The organism is Flavobacterium cupreum (genome assembly GCF_003996965.1).
Classification (GTDB): Bacteria; Bacteroidota; Bacteroidia; order Flavobacteriales; family Flavobacteriaceae; genus Flavobacterium; species Flavobacterium cupreum.
The window spans coordinates 49,811-66,608 of sequence record NZ_QWDM01000003.1 but is presented as its reverse complement, the minus strand read 5'-3'; the positions used below and the strand labels follow the sequence as shown (position 1 = coordinate 66,608).

Annotated in this window: 13 protein-coding genes; 9 read left to right on the top strand and 4 right to left on the bottom strand. The window is 35.3% G+C overall.

Features of this window, described 5'->3' with window-relative positions; genetic code table 11:
• Positions 1 to 5: 5 nt before the first annotated feature.
• The 3 genes from D0817_RS05065 to D0817_RS05055 form a co-directional block, all read right to left on the bottom strand.
• Positions 6 to 1,052 (bottom strand): hypothetical protein, encoded by a 1,047-nt coding sequence (locus D0817_RS05065; protein ID WP_127337323.1) that lies wholly within the window; start codon positions 1,050 to 1,052, stop codon positions 6 to 8.
• 112 nt (positions 1,053 to 1,164) lie between these two features.
• The gene (locus D0817_RS05060) at positions 1,165 to 2,100 is read right to left on the bottom strand and encodes a hypothetical protein (protein ID WP_127337322.1); all 936 of its coding nucleotides are present in this window, start codon (positions 2,098 to 2,100) and stop codon (positions 1,165 to 1,167) included.
• Between the two features lie 54 nt (positions 2,101 to 2,154).
• The gene (locus tag D0817_RS05055) at positions 2,155 to 2,886 is read right to left on the bottom strand and encodes a hypothetical protein (RefSeq protein WP_127337321.1); all 732 of its coding nucleotides are present in this window, start codon (positions 2,884 to 2,886) and stop codon (positions 2,155 to 2,157) included.
• Positions 2,887 to 3,338: 452 nt separating this feature from the next.
• Between D0817_RS05055 and D0817_RS05050 the strand changes: the two genes are divergently transcribed.
• The 6 genes from D0817_RS05050 to D0817_RS05025 are packed head-to-tail and all read left to right on the top strand — an operon-like array spanning position 3,339 to position 9,564.
• Positions 3,339 to 3,749: a prepilin-type N-terminal cleavage/methylation domain-containing protein gene (locus D0817_RS05050; RefSeq protein ID WP_255667693.1), complete on the top strand. Its 411-nt coding sequence runs from the start codon at positions 3,339 to 3,341 to the stop codon at positions 3,747 to 3,749.
• Positions 3,749 to 4,225, top strand: a complete 477-nt coding sequence (locus D0817_RS05045) for a general secretion pathway protein (protein ID WP_127337320.1) — start codon at positions 3,749 to 3,751, stop codon at positions 4,223 to 4,225. Before D0817_RS05050 ends, D0817_RS05045 begins: the two co-directional genes overlap by 1 nt.
• Before the next feature lies 1 nt (position 4,226).
• On the top strand, positions 4,227 to 5,630 hold the full coding sequence (locus D0817_RS05040; protein ID WP_127337319.1) for a GspE/PulE family protein: 1,404 nt from the start codon (positions 4,227 to 4,229) through the stop codon (positions 5,628 to 5,630).
• A 40-nt stretch (positions 5,631 to 5,670) separates the two neighbouring features.
• A complete protein-coding gene (locus tag D0817_RS05035) occupies positions 5,671 to 7,845 on the top strand; it encodes a type II secretion system protein GspD (RefSeq protein WP_127337318.1) in 2,175 nt (724 codons plus the stop codon).
• A complete protein-coding gene (locus tag D0817_RS05030) occupies positions 7,845 to 9,041 on the top strand; it encodes a PilN domain-containing protein (protein WP_127337317.1) in 1,197 nt (398 codons plus the stop codon). Before D0817_RS05035 ends, D0817_RS05030 begins: the two co-directional genes overlap by 1 nt.
• 1 nt (position 9,042) lies before the next feature.
• A complete protein-coding gene (locus tag D0817_RS05025; protein WP_127337316.1) occupies positions 9,043 to 9,564 on the top strand; it encodes a general secretion pathway protein in 522 nt (173 codons plus the stop codon).
• Positions 9,565 to 9,572: 8 nt separating this feature from the next.
• Here the strand turns inward: D0817_RS05025 and D0817_RS05020 are convergent, their stop codons facing one another.
• Positions 9,573 to 10,604, bottom strand: a complete 1,032-nt coding sequence (locus D0817_RS05020; RefSeq protein WP_127337315.1) for a LacI family DNA-binding transcriptional regulator — start codon at positions 10,602 to 10,604, stop codon at positions 9,573 to 9,575.
• A 297-nt stretch (positions 10,605 to 10,901) separates the two neighbouring features.
• Here D0817_RS05020 and D0817_RS05015 point away from each other — a divergent pair, with 297 nt between their 5' ends.
• The 3 genes from D0817_RS05015 to D0817_RS05005 all read left to right on the top strand — a co-directional run bounded on the left by D0817_RS05015 (position 10,902) and on the right by D0817_RS05005 (position 16,742).
• The gene (locus D0817_RS05015) at positions 10,902 to 13,541 is read left to right on the top strand and encodes a TonB-dependent receptor (RefSeq protein ID WP_127337314.1); all 2,640 of its coding nucleotides are present in this window, start codon (positions 10,902 to 10,904) and stop codon (positions 13,539 to 13,541) included.
• A 125-nt stretch (positions 13,542 to 13,666) separates the two neighbouring features.
• Positions 13,667 to 14,887 carry an MFS transporter gene (locus D0817_RS05010; protein ID WP_127337313.1) on the top strand — a complete coding sequence of 407 codons (1,221 nt, stop codon included), beginning with the start codon at positions 13,667 to 13,669 and terminating at the stop codon, positions 14,885 to 14,887.
• Positions 14,877 to 16,742: a trehalase family glycosidase gene (locus D0817_RS05005; protein ID WP_127337312.1), complete on the top strand. Its 1,866-nt coding sequence runs from the start codon at positions 14,877 to 14,879 to the stop codon at positions 16,740 to 16,742. Before D0817_RS05010 ends, D0817_RS05005 begins: the two co-directional genes overlap by 11 nt.
• Positions 16,743 to 16,798: the final 56 nt, after the last annotated feature.

Here is a 16,798-nt window from a genome sequence, read left to right as displayed (position 1 = left end):
TAATATTATTTTGAATTAGTTTCTATTTTAGATAATCTTTTTTCAATCTCTAACAGTTTTTCATTTTGTTTCTGTAGATCAATTATTTTTTTATTTTGCTCGATACTATACAGAGTCAGTTCCTCAATTTTCTGAAGTAATTTAGAGTTCATTTCTCCCAGATTAATTCCGTTTTCAAGAACTTCTTTTTCACTTGGAACATCTTTTAAATGGCCCTTTTCGTTAATATGTTTTTCTACTTCTTCAAGAGTTGGCAAACTATAGTTTTTTTCGAAAACAAAATCAGACCAGCCTGTTGCCTGTACTTTTATTTCTCTTGCTCCGATTGATCCTTCTACTGCCAGTTTGTGAGGTCCAGTGGTTGTAGTGCCAATCCCCAAATTTCCGTTTGAAGTTAGAATCATTTTTCTATTGCCAAAAGAATCCCATGCAAACAAAGGTCTTGTTGCAATAGCATTTAAAGGTAATCTGGAATCAAATACCATCACGGGATCTATTCCAATATCATTGCCAGATTCAACAGCAGCGGTTAAATATAGTGCTGGTCGATTATCAGAAACATGATATCCATATAAAGTTGGAATAAATTGTCCGCTACCACCAGTCATATTAGAAATTCTAAAATAATCCTGAGCAGCATCGCTTACTCTTACTTTTAGTAATGTTTCGGAGCCATCCAGTAAAGGAGCAACTACTTCTAGATTAGCAGTAGGTGCAGAGGTACCTATTCCAACATTACCAATTTCGTTTTGCATTACTATTTTTCTCCATCCTTTCCATTCAGATTGCCATCTTCCGAAATAAAGATCTTGTGTTCCAACACCGTTAACTAAGCTGGCATAATTATTTACGTCGAAACCAAAACTTAATCCCTGATAATAATTTGCCCCTAAAGTATTGTTAGAAGGTGAAACGGCAACCCATTGCCCATTAACGTTTGAAACGGGAGCGAGGTTCGTTTCTATATTTTTTAAAGGATAATAAGTCTGAGCGTTTACAGCACTATTAATACAGCTGATTAGAATAATGATTATTGTTGTGATTTTTTTCATTTTTTTGTTTTGTTAAATTTTTTATAGTTCTATTTTTTTTATAATGATATCAAAAAACTGATTGATCGATTGCACTTAAAAATACTATTAAGTTACCATCTGGAAAACCAACTTAATTTATAGTAAAGCTAAAAACATTACTCTTGTTACTTTTGTTACCAGCCTGATCAAAAGACAGTATATACCAGTAATAAGAACCTGACGTAAGTGTTTTGGTATAAGGGCTGGTTACTTGTTCTTTAAATTTAAGATTTGTCAAAGCACTTTCGGTGTACACATAAATACTGTCTTTTTCAACGCTTCCGGTCATAGGAGTCCTGCTATATTGAAAATTAATGTCAGTTGCAGTAGTGGTGCTTTTATCGGCCGGATTTGCCAGTACAGGAGTATTTGGTACTTTTGTATCTACAACTATTTTTCTTGTTGTGTATAAAGTTTCCTTTGTTCCATTGCTCGCTCTTACTTTCCAGCTAAAATTGCCGTCAGGAAAGATATAATCAAAACTTGTTGAAGCACTGCTGTTTTCTTTAACAATCTCATTAGTGCTGTCATAAATCTGAAGCTGATATTCAGATGCCCCAATTATGGTTTGCCATGTTAATTTTTGAATGGCATTTTTCGTTATCAGATTATTGCCCGGTGAAAGTAATACGACTGTATTATTCTGGAAATCCTCGTTGTTCAAAATTTCGAAAGCACTGGATTTATAAGGAGTTTCGTAGCCACTATTTACGGCTTTAACGCGCCACTCATATTTTCCAATATTCATTTGTTGGGTATAGGAGGTTTTAGCGATCAAAGTGTCCAGAACAATTTCGATCGGATTTGCAAAATTTGGTTTTGCAATCTGAAGACGATATTTTTCGGCATTCTCTATACTGTTCCAGGAGAATGAAGCTCCGGTGGAAAACAAAACAGAGTTATTTGCCGGAGCAATTAAAGTAATTTCTTCTTTTGAAATATCATCTACAATTAAGATTTCTTCACATGAAAAAAGGGATAAAAAAAAGATGAAGGATAAAAACGTATAGAACTGAAATTTTTTCATTTGAATTTAATTGTAGTAATAATGTAGTGTAATGAATATAAGCTGCTAATGGACTTACATATCAAAAAGACTTTTGTCTTCCTCTTTTCTGGGTACGATAGATTTGGTATTTCCTTTGCAATTGGTGTTGTCGCTTACAATATCCGCTATATACCATTTGGTTTTTGACGATTGTGCCCAGCAAAACTTACTCGATTGGTAGGCGATAATTATTTGAGTACTGATATCTATAGTGTCTGTTTTTTTACCGGACTTGTATAAAGTTATTAGATATTTCTTGTCAAGTGAATTGGTTAAATAATACGCATCTGCCTGTCTTATTTTTGTGAGTTCATCCAAAGAAAACGTCACTGCAACAGCTGTAATTATTTGCGTTTTTTCAGTGTTTTGTAATAATCTTAAAACATCGGAGTTATGTTGGGCGTTTAACTCATTTACCAAACCATTTACATCTAATATTTTAATAGTGACCAATTCAGGTTTATTAGGCAAGCTGTCAACATACGTTACTTTTGCCTGATTCTGATTGTATTTGGCTTTTGAGGCATAAACCTTATTTAATTGTTTATTGTAAGGAACTATATCAATAGAAACACGAATATTATTCTCCAGTTTAGGTAAAGTTCGCACCGCAAAATTATTCTCGACGCCATTTTTTATTTGAGATTGCCCGATACTTCCTAATTCAGGGGATGAAGTAGCAATTTTGTAGGTTTCATTTTTTATTTTGGTTGTTTGACAAGCGACAAAGATTAGCAAAGTCAAAACAACTAATTTCTTGATCATAATGTAAATTTTTGAAAGTTTTTTTTTTACTTAAAGTGATGTTTTTCTTAATTTAATTTTAGTAAAATTTTTTTGTCAAAACTAACAAAAATCGAATTGATAATTGTTGCGTTTTATGCAATTATTTTACAGCAGCTAAAAGAGTAATTTATGCATTAAAAATATCTTAAAAAAAGATTGTCTTATCAGTTGCAAATTAATTTTTTTTCAATCTTACTTAAAAATGAAAACATTTAAAAAGAGTTAGGAAATATAAATTATTTATACGTTTTTTTATTTTTAATATACTGATCGTCTAGTTTTTAAATCGTTAATCCTGTAAAGATTGTTCTTTTTGCAAATATAGGTTATTTCTTATTAATAAAATTCATGATTAATGAAATATTCTTCTGCAGACCTTAATTGTTTTCACAATAAAAAAGATATATTTGCAAAAATAAATTATACTTGTTTTGGATAAAAAACTATTTAAAAAACTGTCTTCTTTCAATCTTCAGGAAATGCTGATTGTTTTGGCCATTATAGGAATTTTGCTTCTAATTGCTTTACCCAACCTAATGCCACTGATCACAAAAGCAAAAAGCGTAGAGGCACAGGTACAGCTAAAAGCAATATATAATGCCGAAAAGCAGTATAATTTCATGTATTCAAAATACAGCCCGAATTTTAATGAAATAGATTTTGAAGCGCCAAAGACCACCAAAGAAAATGGCAGCGCAAATTATATTTACGAAATAGTACAATCTAGTGATACAGAATTTAAAGTACAGGCTACAGCAATAACCGATTTTAATGGGAATGGTATTTTTAATGTTTGGGAAATAGATCAAAATGGTGTTCCAAAACAAATTACAAAAGATTAATGTGGTATTTGAAATTAATTTTAGTAATGATATTTGTGGCAATTTTATATCAGGATTATAAGAACCGTTTAGTATACTGGTTTCTTTATCCAATAACTGGTATTCTGGTTTTTGCAATTCAATTGTATTATATTCCGATAGAACTTGTCTTTGTAAATTCAATTCTGAATATTGCTTTTGTTACCTTTCTATTAGGTGTTTGCTTTATCTATCTGAAAACAAGAAAAATGTCTTTTAAAGATTCTTTAGGAATTGGAGATGTTTTGTTTTTTATTTTTATCAGTTTTAGTTTCGCAACGGTTTCTTTTATAGTGTTATTTGTTTTTGCGTTAGTATTTTCTTTACTCCTGCATATTGTTTTTCAAAAGAAAAATCAGTTTAAGACAGTTCCTTTGGCAGGCTATATGTCACTGTTTTTTGCAGTAGTTTATATGGCAACTTTTTGTTCTGATAGTAATTTTTTATACGCCTATTAGAATGCAAAAATTTGAGATCCCAATTGAATTCCAACAACTTGTTAAATCAGAGCAAGCCTACTATTACAGAGTAGTTCCCATCTCTGTAGACCAAAAAACAGTTTTGCTTAAAACAGATACCGCCGACCTTCAAAGTTTGCAGAATGAACTTAGTGTTTTATTGCCCTTTCCTGTTCAGTTAGCAGCTGACACTACAGAAAATATAAATCGATATTTAAGTACTAATTATCGGAAAACAGCTTCTAATAATGTTTCTGATATACATTATACGGCAGATTTTTTGGAAAAAATAGTGCTGAATGCCAAAGAAATAGGAAGCAGTGATATTCATTTTGAACCGTTTGAAAAAAGAGCCCGTGTACGTTTTAGATTGGATGGAAAATTAAAAGAACAGTTTCATATTGCAACAGAAGAATATCCTGTAATTGTAAACAAAATTAAAATCAGGGCGCAACTTGATATTTCCGAGAAACGACTTCCTCAAGATGGACGTATTACCATTACAACCGATTATGAGGATTTTGATATTCGTGTGTCGGTTTTACCAACTTTACATGGGGAAAAGGTTGTATTGCGTATTCTTAGCAAAGACACCAGTCATATTGATATTAATGCTCTCGGATTTACAGCTAAAGAATTAAAAACCTATTTGCAAAATATAAAAAAACCTAATGGTATCGTTTTGATTTCAGGACCGACAGGATCAGGGAAAACAACGACATTATATGCGACGTTAAAAAAACTAAACCTTCCCGATACTAATATTTTAACGGTTGAAGATCCAATAGAATATACGCTGGATGGTATTATTCAGGTGCAGTTAAAAGAGAATATTGGACTTGATTTTCCAACCACTTTGCGTACTTTCCTGAGACAGGACCCGGATATTATTATGGTGGGTGAAATACGGGACGTAAATACCGCCAATATGGCCATTCGTGCCGCTTTGACCGGGCATTTGGTGCTTTCGACGATTCATACCAATTCGGCCTGGGCGACAGTGTCGAGATTAATAGATATGGGCATTCCGTCTTTTTTAATCGCCAGTACCTTAAATATCAGCGTAGCTCAACGTTTGGTTCGTAAATTATGTGACTCCTGCAAAAGCGAAGAAGATATAGAGACAGCTATTTTTCCGACTGATTTTGAGATTCCTAAAAACATTTCCAAACATTATGTTGCAGTAGGTTGTGAGCATTGCTATCACACGGGTTATTCAGGCAGAAAAGCCATTTACGAAATTTTACCAATCGGATCAGAATTAGCCGCATTGATAAAAAGCAATCAAATTGATATTGATTCTTACATCGAGGAAAAGGATATTTTCACACTAAAACGCAATGCATTATCATTGATAAATGACGGAATTACTTCGATAGATGAAGTCTTTTCTTTACTCTTATAAAAAAATAAAACAGCAAAATCTCACGATTTGATATCTTTTCATGAAAAATATAATTACTTTACTTTTACTATTCGCATTTCAGCTTTCATTCTCACAGGAGAACAGGATCCAGCAACTTAAAAATAACATTGAGTCTATTACAGCTGATGCGCCGGGACTCAATGAGAGAGTTAACGTTAATATTAAAGAGGCTTCTTTATCCGGTTTTTTGTTAGCGGTTTCTCAGATTCATAAATTAAATATTAGTGTTGCTCCTAATTTAAGTCAGATTAACATTGTCAATAATTTTTCTAACGTAACAGTTGGGGACTTATTAATTTTTTTGTGTAAAGAATATAATCTGACGATTGAATTTACAGGTAATATTTTATCCGTAAAAACATACGAAAAACCATTAGAAACTCCCGTAGTAAAAGCTATTGATGTCATTTACTACGCAGATGGTAATTTGCTCTCTTTAAATCTGAAAGAAGACAAATTGTATGATGTGTTTCGAAAAATAATGGATGAAAGTGCCAAAAACCTCGTCTTTGCTCCCGGTTTGGAAAATCAATTGTTAACAGTTTATATTAAAAACATGCCTTTTGATGCCGCTTTGAATAAACTGGCATTTGCGAATAATTTAAGCGTGACCAAAACAAGGGATAATTTTTATGTCTTCGATAAACTTGAAGGAAATTTTACTCCTGAAGCAGGGGATGTAAATGCAGCTATCAGACAAAATAAACCGCAGCGCTCCAGAAAATCTAATTTCTTTTTTACGGTAGTAGATAAAGAAAAAAAACTGCTGGATGTGGATTTTGAAAACACACCAATTTCAAGTATTGTATATGATATAGGGCATGAACTTGATGTTGACATGTTTATTTCAACTCCCTTAGAGAATGCCGGAAATGCCACTGTAAAAGCGAAGAATATCACTTTCGATGCTTTACTGGTAAAATTGTTTGAAACGAAGCTGGAAGGTAATTCATATCAAAACAATAATTCTTCCCAGCCACAATATAATACTAACTCGGGTAACAATTCATCAGTCTCTTCCGGATCGGGTTCTTTTACCTTTATGAATAGTGGTTCCATTTATTATTTCGGAACAAAGGAACAATTAGTGGTAAGAAATATAAAATCGATTCCGTTGATGTATCGCTCTATCGAAATTTTGAGTGATCCGTCAAAAGAGGGCAGAAGTGCAGGGCGATTAAATAATAATAACGGAAACAATTTTTCTAATTATAATTCATCTGATTCGAGAATGAATTCTAATAATCAGAATCAAAATAATTTTTCAAATAATTCAGCTTCGTCCTCTTCTGGCAGTAATCCTTCAGAATCCATTTTGAAAATTATTCCCGACGAGGTTAAAAAAGATCTGGATATTAAAATCGACAAGGAACTTAATAGTTTTATCGTTAACGGACCAGCGGCCAATATTGAACGATTTGAGTCTTTTATAAAATATATTGACAAATCAGTACCCGTTATTCTAATTGAAGTGATGCTTTTAGAAGTAAACCGTTCAGCCACTGTGGAAACCGGAATAAAAGCAGGTATCGGAGATAAACCGGTGACCACTTCCGGAACAGTTTTTCCTACCGCCGATATTAATTTGGGCGCCAAAACAATCAATAGTATTATCGAAGGGTTTAATGGATTTGGCTCGTTAAATATTGGAAAAGTGGTGCCTAATTTTTACCTGAGTCTTAAAGCAATGGAAACGAATGGTAATTTAAAAATTCGTTCTTCCCCTAGACTATCAACGTTAAATGGTCATAAAGCCTATTTGTCTATTGGAGAAACAACTTATTATGTGGTAACCAATCAAAATTTTTACGGGTCTCAGATTCCACAAGCGTCAGAAGTTAAAAATTACCAGCCCATTGATGCGGAATTATCAGTAACTATTATGCCATTGGTATCCGGTGACGGACAAATTACAATGGACATTAAGGTGATTCAATCCAGTTTTAATGGACAAAAGGTAGATAAAGATGCACCTCCGGGAATCAATTCACGGGAATTTACCTCAATCATCAGAGTAAAAGATCAAGACTTAATTGTGTTGGGAGGATTAGAAGAATCCGTAAAAAACGATTCCGGAACCGGAGTACCTTTATTATCCAGAATTCCGATTCTTAAATGGCTTTTTAGTTCACGAAAACGTGAAGATTCTAAGAAAAAATTAAGCGTATTAATTAAACCAACCGTTATTTATTAATGACCTTTCCATCCATAACTTCATTTTTACTGGGTAGACAGTATATTGGCATCGAGCATTTTACTTTAAAAAGTGAAGAAAAAATTGCCTTGATTTTGATTGAAGAAAAAAAAGAAGGATTGGTTGTCTCTAAAAAAGACAGAGTTAGTTATTCTCAAAAAATAGCTGAAAAATGGGATATAAAACTGCCTTTCTTTTTAGTCATAAATACAAACCAGGTGATACAAAAAGAGGTTTTAAGTATTGAACCTTCTGATGATAAACTGTTGCATAAAGCATTTCCAAATACGAATTGGGAGGAATTTTATTTTGAAATCTGGCGTTTAAAAACAAAATCTGTTATTGCGATTACCCGAAAAACATATCTTGACGAAATAGTCAATCAATACGAAAAGCAAAAAATTATCATTTCAGGAATCAGTCTGGGAATCTGTTCATTATCTGAAATCCTTGAATATATAAAGGTAGACCAGATTTTTACCAATAATCAGCTTATTTCCAAGGTCGAAGACAATCCAATTATTTCTTCGAATGTACAGGATTCCACTATTAGTTATGATATTAATGACCTTGAAGTCGAAAACAGGCATGTACTGGCTTTTTCGGGAATCTTAAGACTCATACTAAATTCTTCTCCTAATTCAGGTTCTGTGATATCCTATAGCGAAGAATTATATGATACCTACAATCAGAAACAATTTTTTGCCAAAGGGATAAAAATAATGATTGGTGTTTTACTGGCTGTTTTGTTAATCAATTTTGCCTTTTTTACACATTATTACAAACTGGCACAGGAAACTACTGAAACAGTTCTGGTAAATAAATCATCCCTGGAAGATATTGGTAAAATCAAACAGCGAATTATAGTAAAAGAGGAAAAAGTAAAAAATAGCGTTGGAAAAACAGCTTCCCAAAGCTCCTTGCTTATTAATGAAATTGTAAAAGAAATTCCGTCTTCAATTTTGTTGACCGAATTAATTTTTAATCCTTTAGAAAAGAAAATAAAAGCAGGAGAAGCAGTTCTTACAACAGATAAAAGCATTACGGTTACAGGTACGACACTTTCCAATGATGATTTTACACATTGGATTGAAAATATAGAGAAAATCAAGTGGATTGATAAAGTTTTAATTGCACATTTTGGAAAAAACGATGCTAACGAAACTGAATTTTCCATCAAAATAAGGCTGAAATAAAATGAAACCAAACAATAAAAATAAAATGCTTTTAGCAGGATTTGTTGTAATCCTTTATTTCTGTTATTCTTTCGCGATTTCAAATACAATTCAGTATTACAAAGAATATAAAGAGAAGGAACAGCAAATAGCAGATGATAGTAACATGCCTAATCTTGTGGCTCAGCTTCTTCAAAAAGAGAAACAGCTGGATCAGGTCTTGTCTCAGTATGAAATTAACGTTTCAGACTCTTTCCAGAATGATTTATTAAAGCAGTTAAGTTCGTATAGTACCAAATATAAACTTAAGATTACAGATTTTCAGGAGCCTCATAGTATAACCCAAAAAGGATTTATTACGACCAGTTATATTTTTACCCTCGAAGGTTCTTTTAACGGAAGCCTTGCATTATTAAATCAGATCGAAAACAATCCTAAGCTGGGGGCTATAAAACATTTAAATTTCACAAAGAAAAAAAACTACAAAACCAATACGGATCAGTTATTTGTTGAAGTTATCATGCAGACCAGTAAAGGAATTTAGAATACATTTTATATTCCTCTCTGCGTAGATTCCCTTTCAATAATATGAGTCGGAAGTTCCACAATCTGATGAACTACCGGAATATGTTCTTTTATCTGGGCGATTTCATCAATTAATATCGAGGCAGCACGATATCCGATGTCATAGCCGGGCTGATCGATTGTGGTTAGTTTTGGGGAAATGACGGTGCTCATAAACCAGTTGCTGAATCCAAAGACGGCAACCTGTTCGGGAGTTTTTATTTTTTTGTCATTAAAATATTTAATAATTCCGATGGCCACCAGATCCGTAACGGCAAAAACAGCATCCACATCTTTATGATCGGCCATTAATTTTTCGGCATTTTCGTAACCGTCTTCAAAATCGGTATTGTGATCGCAAACATAAACCAGGGAAGGATCATACTGTATATTGTGGTCTTCAAGTGCTTTTTTATAGCCTAAAAAACGGTCAATCGAATTCTGGGGAACATAAGAACCGCGAAAATGAGCAATTTTTTTGAACCCTTTTTCTATTAAATATGTTACGGCATCATACGCAGCTTTCATGTCATTGATAACCACTTTGGAACAATCGACACGTTTGGCAATTTTATCAAATAAAACCACCGGCGTATTTTTTCGGATGGCTTCGTTGATATGAAAAAAATCATCCGTTTCATTAGAGAGGGACATCAAAATACCATCCACTCTTTTTTGCAATAATAAGGCAACCTGTTTTTTCTCCAGTTCGTATTTTTCACTGGACTGTAGAATAATAACCAGATAACCTCTTTTCTCTGCCTCTTCCAGAATGCCGTTCAGCACACTTGAAAAAAAATGATGCACCGTTGCAGGAATGATAACCCCAATGGTTTTGGTTTCATTGGTTCTGAGGTTTACCGCAACAGAGTTTGGCATATAATTCATCTTATCTGCCATTTCAATCACTTTCGCACGGGTAGTTTTGCTAATATCGGTATACCCTTTTAAAGCTTTTGAAACCGTAGTAACGGAAATTCCCAAGGCCGAGGCGATATCAATTAATTTTGTATCATTCATGAAATAAATATACTAAAAATTACGAGAGTTCGATGTGAAAATTATGAAAGGCAATATTAGTAAAGATTTTTCAAAGATGGTACACCTTGCATCGCCCAACCATCTTCATTGTACATTTCGCGGTTAAATTAAACCAGTTTTCCTAAAAAAAATAATTTTCGAAAACGTTTTAGGTGTTTTCGAAAACGTTTTAGGTGTTTTCGAAAACGTTTTCGACTATAATTTCGTAGTCAGGTTTTAATTAGTTACTAAGTTTACACTAACAAGTATGAATTTTACTAACCAAACCAAAAAAAAATGAAACTTATTCACTCGTATGCAGGCGGACTATTTTTAATGTTGTGCCTAATTTCTGTACCAAACCACTTGTTTGCACAGGAGAAAAATACGGTTTCCGGAAAAGTGTTCGACGAAAGCGGACAAACTGTTCCCGGAGCCAATGTATCCCTAACAGGACCAGATCAGACGGTGACTACCGATGTAAACGGAACTTATCTGTTTTCAAATGTGGCTGCCGGAACGTATACTATTTCAGCAACCAATGTCGGCTATAAAAGCTTCACCAAAAAAGTTACTTTAAAAGAAGGAGAAGCAGTAGTTGAAAATTTGTTTTTAGAAACAGAATCGCAAAATTTAAAAGAAGTGGTCGTGACAGGTTCATCCAGCCCGAGATCGAAGCTCGAATCGAGTGTAGCCATTACTTCGATGGGAGCCAAAGCAATTGAAGACAGGGCTCCGGCAAGTACGGCAGCTTTACTTCAGACCATTCCAGGATTTGTGGTAGAAGCTTCAGGAGGGGAAATCGGAAACAACCTTTTTGCAAGGGGAATTCCATCTGCCGGAGCGTATGAATATGTGCAAATCCAGGAAGACGGATTACCGGTTTTTGAAGATGGTGCTTTGCAATTTGCCAATGCGGATACTTTTTACAGACTGGACGAAACGGTCAGCAAAATGGAAGCGGTCCGTGGAGGATCTGCCTCGATTTTCGCCAACAATGCGCCCGGCGGAATCATCAATTTTATTTCTAAAACAGGACAAAATGATTTTCAGGGAAGAGCAAAGTTTTCTACCTCGGACTACGGAATGTTCAGAACCGATCTTAATTTATCAGGCGCTTTAATTCAGGATAAGTTGTTTTTTAATATCGGTGGTTTCTACAGAGCCGATAACGGAGTGAGAAATACCGGATTTACAGCCAATAAAGGAGGTCAGATCAAAGGAAACCTGACGTATAAATTTGACGATGGCGATTATTTAAGAGTGAATTTCAAACACCTGGACGACAGAAATACTTTTTACCTGCCGATTCCATTAAAAAGCAATAACGGAAAAATCGAAGGTATCGATGGTTTTAATCCGAATTACGGGACGCTGACTTCGGTAAATTTCAGTCATCTGAATGTGCCTCAATACGGTGGCGGAACTTTTAGTGCCGATTTGGAAGATGGTTCACATCCGGTGATCAACTCTGTCGGAGCAGAATTCAAAAAGAAAATATCGGATAAGGTAACTTTCAAAAATGCCTTTAAACAAACGGCTATCGATTTGAATTACAATGCCATTTTTCCTAACGGAGGTCCGTGGACTCAAGATGCCTACGCCACAGGAGTTCAGAATACAACCGCTGCTAATTTAGATTTTACCTATGTAGACAACGGAGCAGCTGTTGATCCAAATGCATTAATTATGAGAGCCGATCATTGGTACATTCATAAAAAAATGAACAATTTTGCCAACAATTTCTCTTTCGCTTTCGATTTAGATCCTGTAAAATTAACCGCCGGATACTATTATTCGAACTGGAAATCAAACCAATACTGGAACTGGAATTCGTATCTGGTAGGTGTTTCAGACAATCCGAGATTATTAAACGTAGAAGATAATACCACAGGCGTAAACCATACCTGGAACGGAGTAGAAAGAATTACATGGTTAGAAAGAGATGCCCAAACCAAAGGTGTTCTGAATGATATTTATGCCGATGCAGAAATTAAAGCAACCGAAAACCTGACTTTTAATGCGGGTGTACGATACAATAAAGACAAATATTCCGGATACAGGGACAATGCCCGTTTTTTTGCCGAAAATTTAGGTGTACTGGATAACAATACCGCCGATGATGCAGTTACAACAGTAAAAGGAAATCCGTATACCTATTGGAGATACGATGTAAGCGAATTGTCTTATACAGGTGCCGCCAATTACAAATTCAATGATAATATGGCTTCTTACGTCCGTTACAGTCATGGTTTCAGATCTCCGATTGAAGAATCGTTTTATGACAACGCGGCCGATTTAAGCAAGCTTGAAAACACAAAAGTGAATCAGTTGGAATTAGGGTACAAATATTCCGGTTCGTTCTTCTCTGTGAATGCGAACGTATTTCACATGAATTTGAAAAATGTTGCTTTCACCGATATTTTATCAGACGGAAGTTCTGAAAACAAATTTGCCGACGTAAACAATATTGGTCTTGAAGTGGAGACGAATGCAAGATATGAAATCGTAAACCTGAATTTTACCTTCACCGTTCAAAAGCCGGAATACGATAATTTCACCGGTTCTAACGCAGACGGTTCTACTTTTGATTTCAATGGAAATACAGCGCGAAGAATTCCTGAATTTTTCTGTAACCTGAGACCTGAAGTAAATATCACAAAAGATTTTACAGCTTATGTACAATTTTCGTATTATGATAAAAAGTTTACCAATCAGGATAACAGACAAGTTTTACCGGCTTACAAAGAAGTGGGAGCAGGTTTAAATTATACCTATAATAACCTTCGTTTTGCAGTAGATGCATCGAATTTATTCAACGAGATTGGTTTAACAGAAGGTGACCCGAGACAAACCACATCAGCAGCAAGCGATGTGTTTATGGCAAGACCTATTTTAGGACGTGCTTTTAGATTTTCGGTAACCGTTAATTTTTAATTTGAGTTAGTTAATTGATAGTTTGCCAAATGCTGTTGCCAAAACAGCATTTGGTATTTTTGTAACTTTACGTAATCCTTCTTTTTATAAAGGGATCTTTCTTTATAAAACAAACCCGTCCCTTAATGAAAAACCTAGGAATTAAAATAGCGCTTTATCTCAATTATTTTGTCTTTGCCATTTTATTGAATAGTGTAGGCATTGTCATTTTGAAATCACAAAAAAATTACGGCGTAGACGAAGTACAGGCCAGTATTCTGGAAGCCTTTAAGGATATGCCTATTGCAATTGTCTCTTTTTTTATCGCCTCTTTTCTGCCGCGGATTGGCTACAAAAAAGCCATGCTTACAGGTCTTGCCCTCGTCACGTTGGCCTGCATTGCCATGTATTTCGGAAACTCGTTTGACAGTGCCAAACTCTTATTTGCAACTGTAGGCGTCTCTTTTGCATTGATAAAAGTTTCGGTGTATTCTTTAATAGGTACCGTCACCGAAAACCAGAAAGAACACAATGCGCTCATGAGCAGTATTGAAGGCGTTTTTATGATTGGAATTGCCCTGGCATACTTTCTGTTTCCGGCTTTTAATGATGAAACCCATCCGGATTCGTGGTTAAATGTATATTGGTTTTTGGCGGGATTATCACTATTGTCCTTCCTGTTTCTGTTTTTTACAAAATTTGAAACAAGTACAGCAACCGCAGGAGCCAATTTCAAGGATGATTTTCTGCAAATGTTTAAATTGATCGCCAAAATGCTAACGGTCATTTTCGTCATCAGCGTTTTTTTATTTGTCATGATCGAACAGGGCATTCTTTCCTGGCTGCCCACCTTTAATACAAAAGTGCTTCATTTACCCGAAAATATCAGCATTATGATGGCAAGCATTCTTGCAATTTCACTGGCGGTTGGCCGGCTTGTGGCCGGAATAGTGACCAAAAAAATCAACTGGATCTGGGTGCTGAGCGTGTGTGTAATCGCTGCCATGTTAATCGTATATTTTGTACTTCCCAATGTGGTTGGACTTGAAGTGAAAAATATTGATTCACTTTCAGACATTCCGCTGATTGGATTTGCATTTCCGCTGATCGGATTGTTTATAGCGCCTATTTATCCCTTACTGAATTCAATTGTATTAAGCTCCCTGCCGAAAAACCTTCAAAGTTCGATGACAGGATTAATCGTTATTTTTTCAGCTCTTGGAGGGACATTAGGCTCACGGATTACAGGCTGGCTGTTTAAAAATGAAGGCCCGGAAAAAGCATTTTATTTCACCTTAATTCCGATGTTTTTATTGCTGATCTCCTTTTTTATTCTTAAAAAAATTACCGCGAAAAATGAAATTTAAATTACATATCAATCAAACGCTTAGTCAGTTACTGGCTCAGGAAGACACTGATGGCGACAAAAAGATCACCATTGATGACAAAGGGCCAAAACGCTTTTTGCTCGAAGATGACAAAGGAAATCCGATGGCTGTTGAAGGAACGTACCAACTTTCTAACCTATTACAGGAATTGGCGCTTTCCAAAAAAAATGACACGGAATTTGCCGAAATTAGTTTAGAAGATATAACAGAAGATCCGGTAAAAAGAATTTCAAGAAAAATAAAAGATTTATACTGGAAAGGACTTACCAGAACGATTGATGCTGCGGGCGTTAAAAAAATCCTGGAAGACGACAAAATAGAAAATGCCATTTCGTATTTGTATGTTCCGGCCGGAGATTCTTTTGCTTTTGACTATTTTAAAAATTTAGAAACAGCAAATCCGACCTTAAAAGTGGTGCAGTTGCCCGCAGTTATTACACCGGAATATGTTTTATCCCTGAATAAAAAACCGGGAATTCTGGCATTGGCGCTTCAAACCAAAAACAATGAAACCACGGGAGTTCCTTTTGTAGTTCCGGGGGGACGATTTAATGAGATGTACGGCTGGGACAGTTATTTTATCACAATGGGACTTTTAATTGACGATAAAACCGATCTGGCGCTTGGCATGGCAGAAAACTTTAAATACCAGATTGATCATTATGGAAAAATCCTGAATGCCAATCGAAGTTATTACCTGACCCGTACACAACCACCGTTATATACTTCACTGATTGTTGATATTATACAGAAGTCGAATCCCGAAAAAGCATGGATTGAAAGACATTTAAAAACCGCTATAAAAGAATACAAAACCGTTTGGATGGAGCAGGGGAAAAGACTTACGCCCACTGGATTGAATCGTTACAAAGCAGAGGGAATCGGGCTTCCGTTTGAGGTAGAAGAAGGGCATTTTGATGATATACTGGAAAAATATGCACCAAAATACGGACTGTCAACCCGGGAATTTGAGAATAAATACCTCGAACGGGAAATTCTCGATGCTGATCTGGATCATTATTTTACACATGACAGGAGCATGCGCGAAAGCGGCCATGATACGACGAACAGACTGGTAGGTATTTGCGCGGATTTGAATACAGTCGCCATCAACAGCCTGCTTTATAAATATGAAACCGATATTGCCTTCCTGATTGAAACGTTTTTTAATGACCAGTTTCAATACAATGAAAACATGTCTTATTCCAGTGATTACTGGCATAAAAAAGCAGCGGAAAGAAAGGAAAAAATCAACGAATTGTGCTGGAACGAAGCCGACGGCCTTTATCTTGATTACAATTTTGAATTAAAAGAACAACATTATTTTGAGGCCGCCACAACTTTTTATCCGTTGTGGGCAAAAATCTGTACACAGGAACAAGCCGCTATTTTGGTTCAAAAAACATTGCCAAAATTTAAAATGAAAGGAGGAATTGCCGGAAGTACTCCATCGTCTATTGCAGCCGTAAGTGAACATGCGCCAACAAGACAATGGGATTATCCGTTTGGCTGGGCGCCGCATCAGATACTCCTGTGGAAAGGCTTGTTAAATTATAATTTTCAGGACGAAGCGCAGGAAATGATCTACCGCTGGTTGTGGCTTATTACCCGAAATGCAGTTGATTACAACGGAACGATCCCGGAGAAATTTGATTTGTCCATCAGTTCCCATAAAATTTTTGCAGAATATGGAAATGTCGGCACCGAATTTAACTACATAACAGAAGAGGGATTTGGCTGGATGAATGCTTCCTACCAATTTGGACTGACACTGCTAAGTTCTGACTTAAAGGAAAAATTATCCAGTCTGACTGATCCGGATAGTTTATTCTAAAAAATATTCAGGTCATTTTAAAACGTCAATTTTGTTTTTGAAAATGCCTTTTAAAG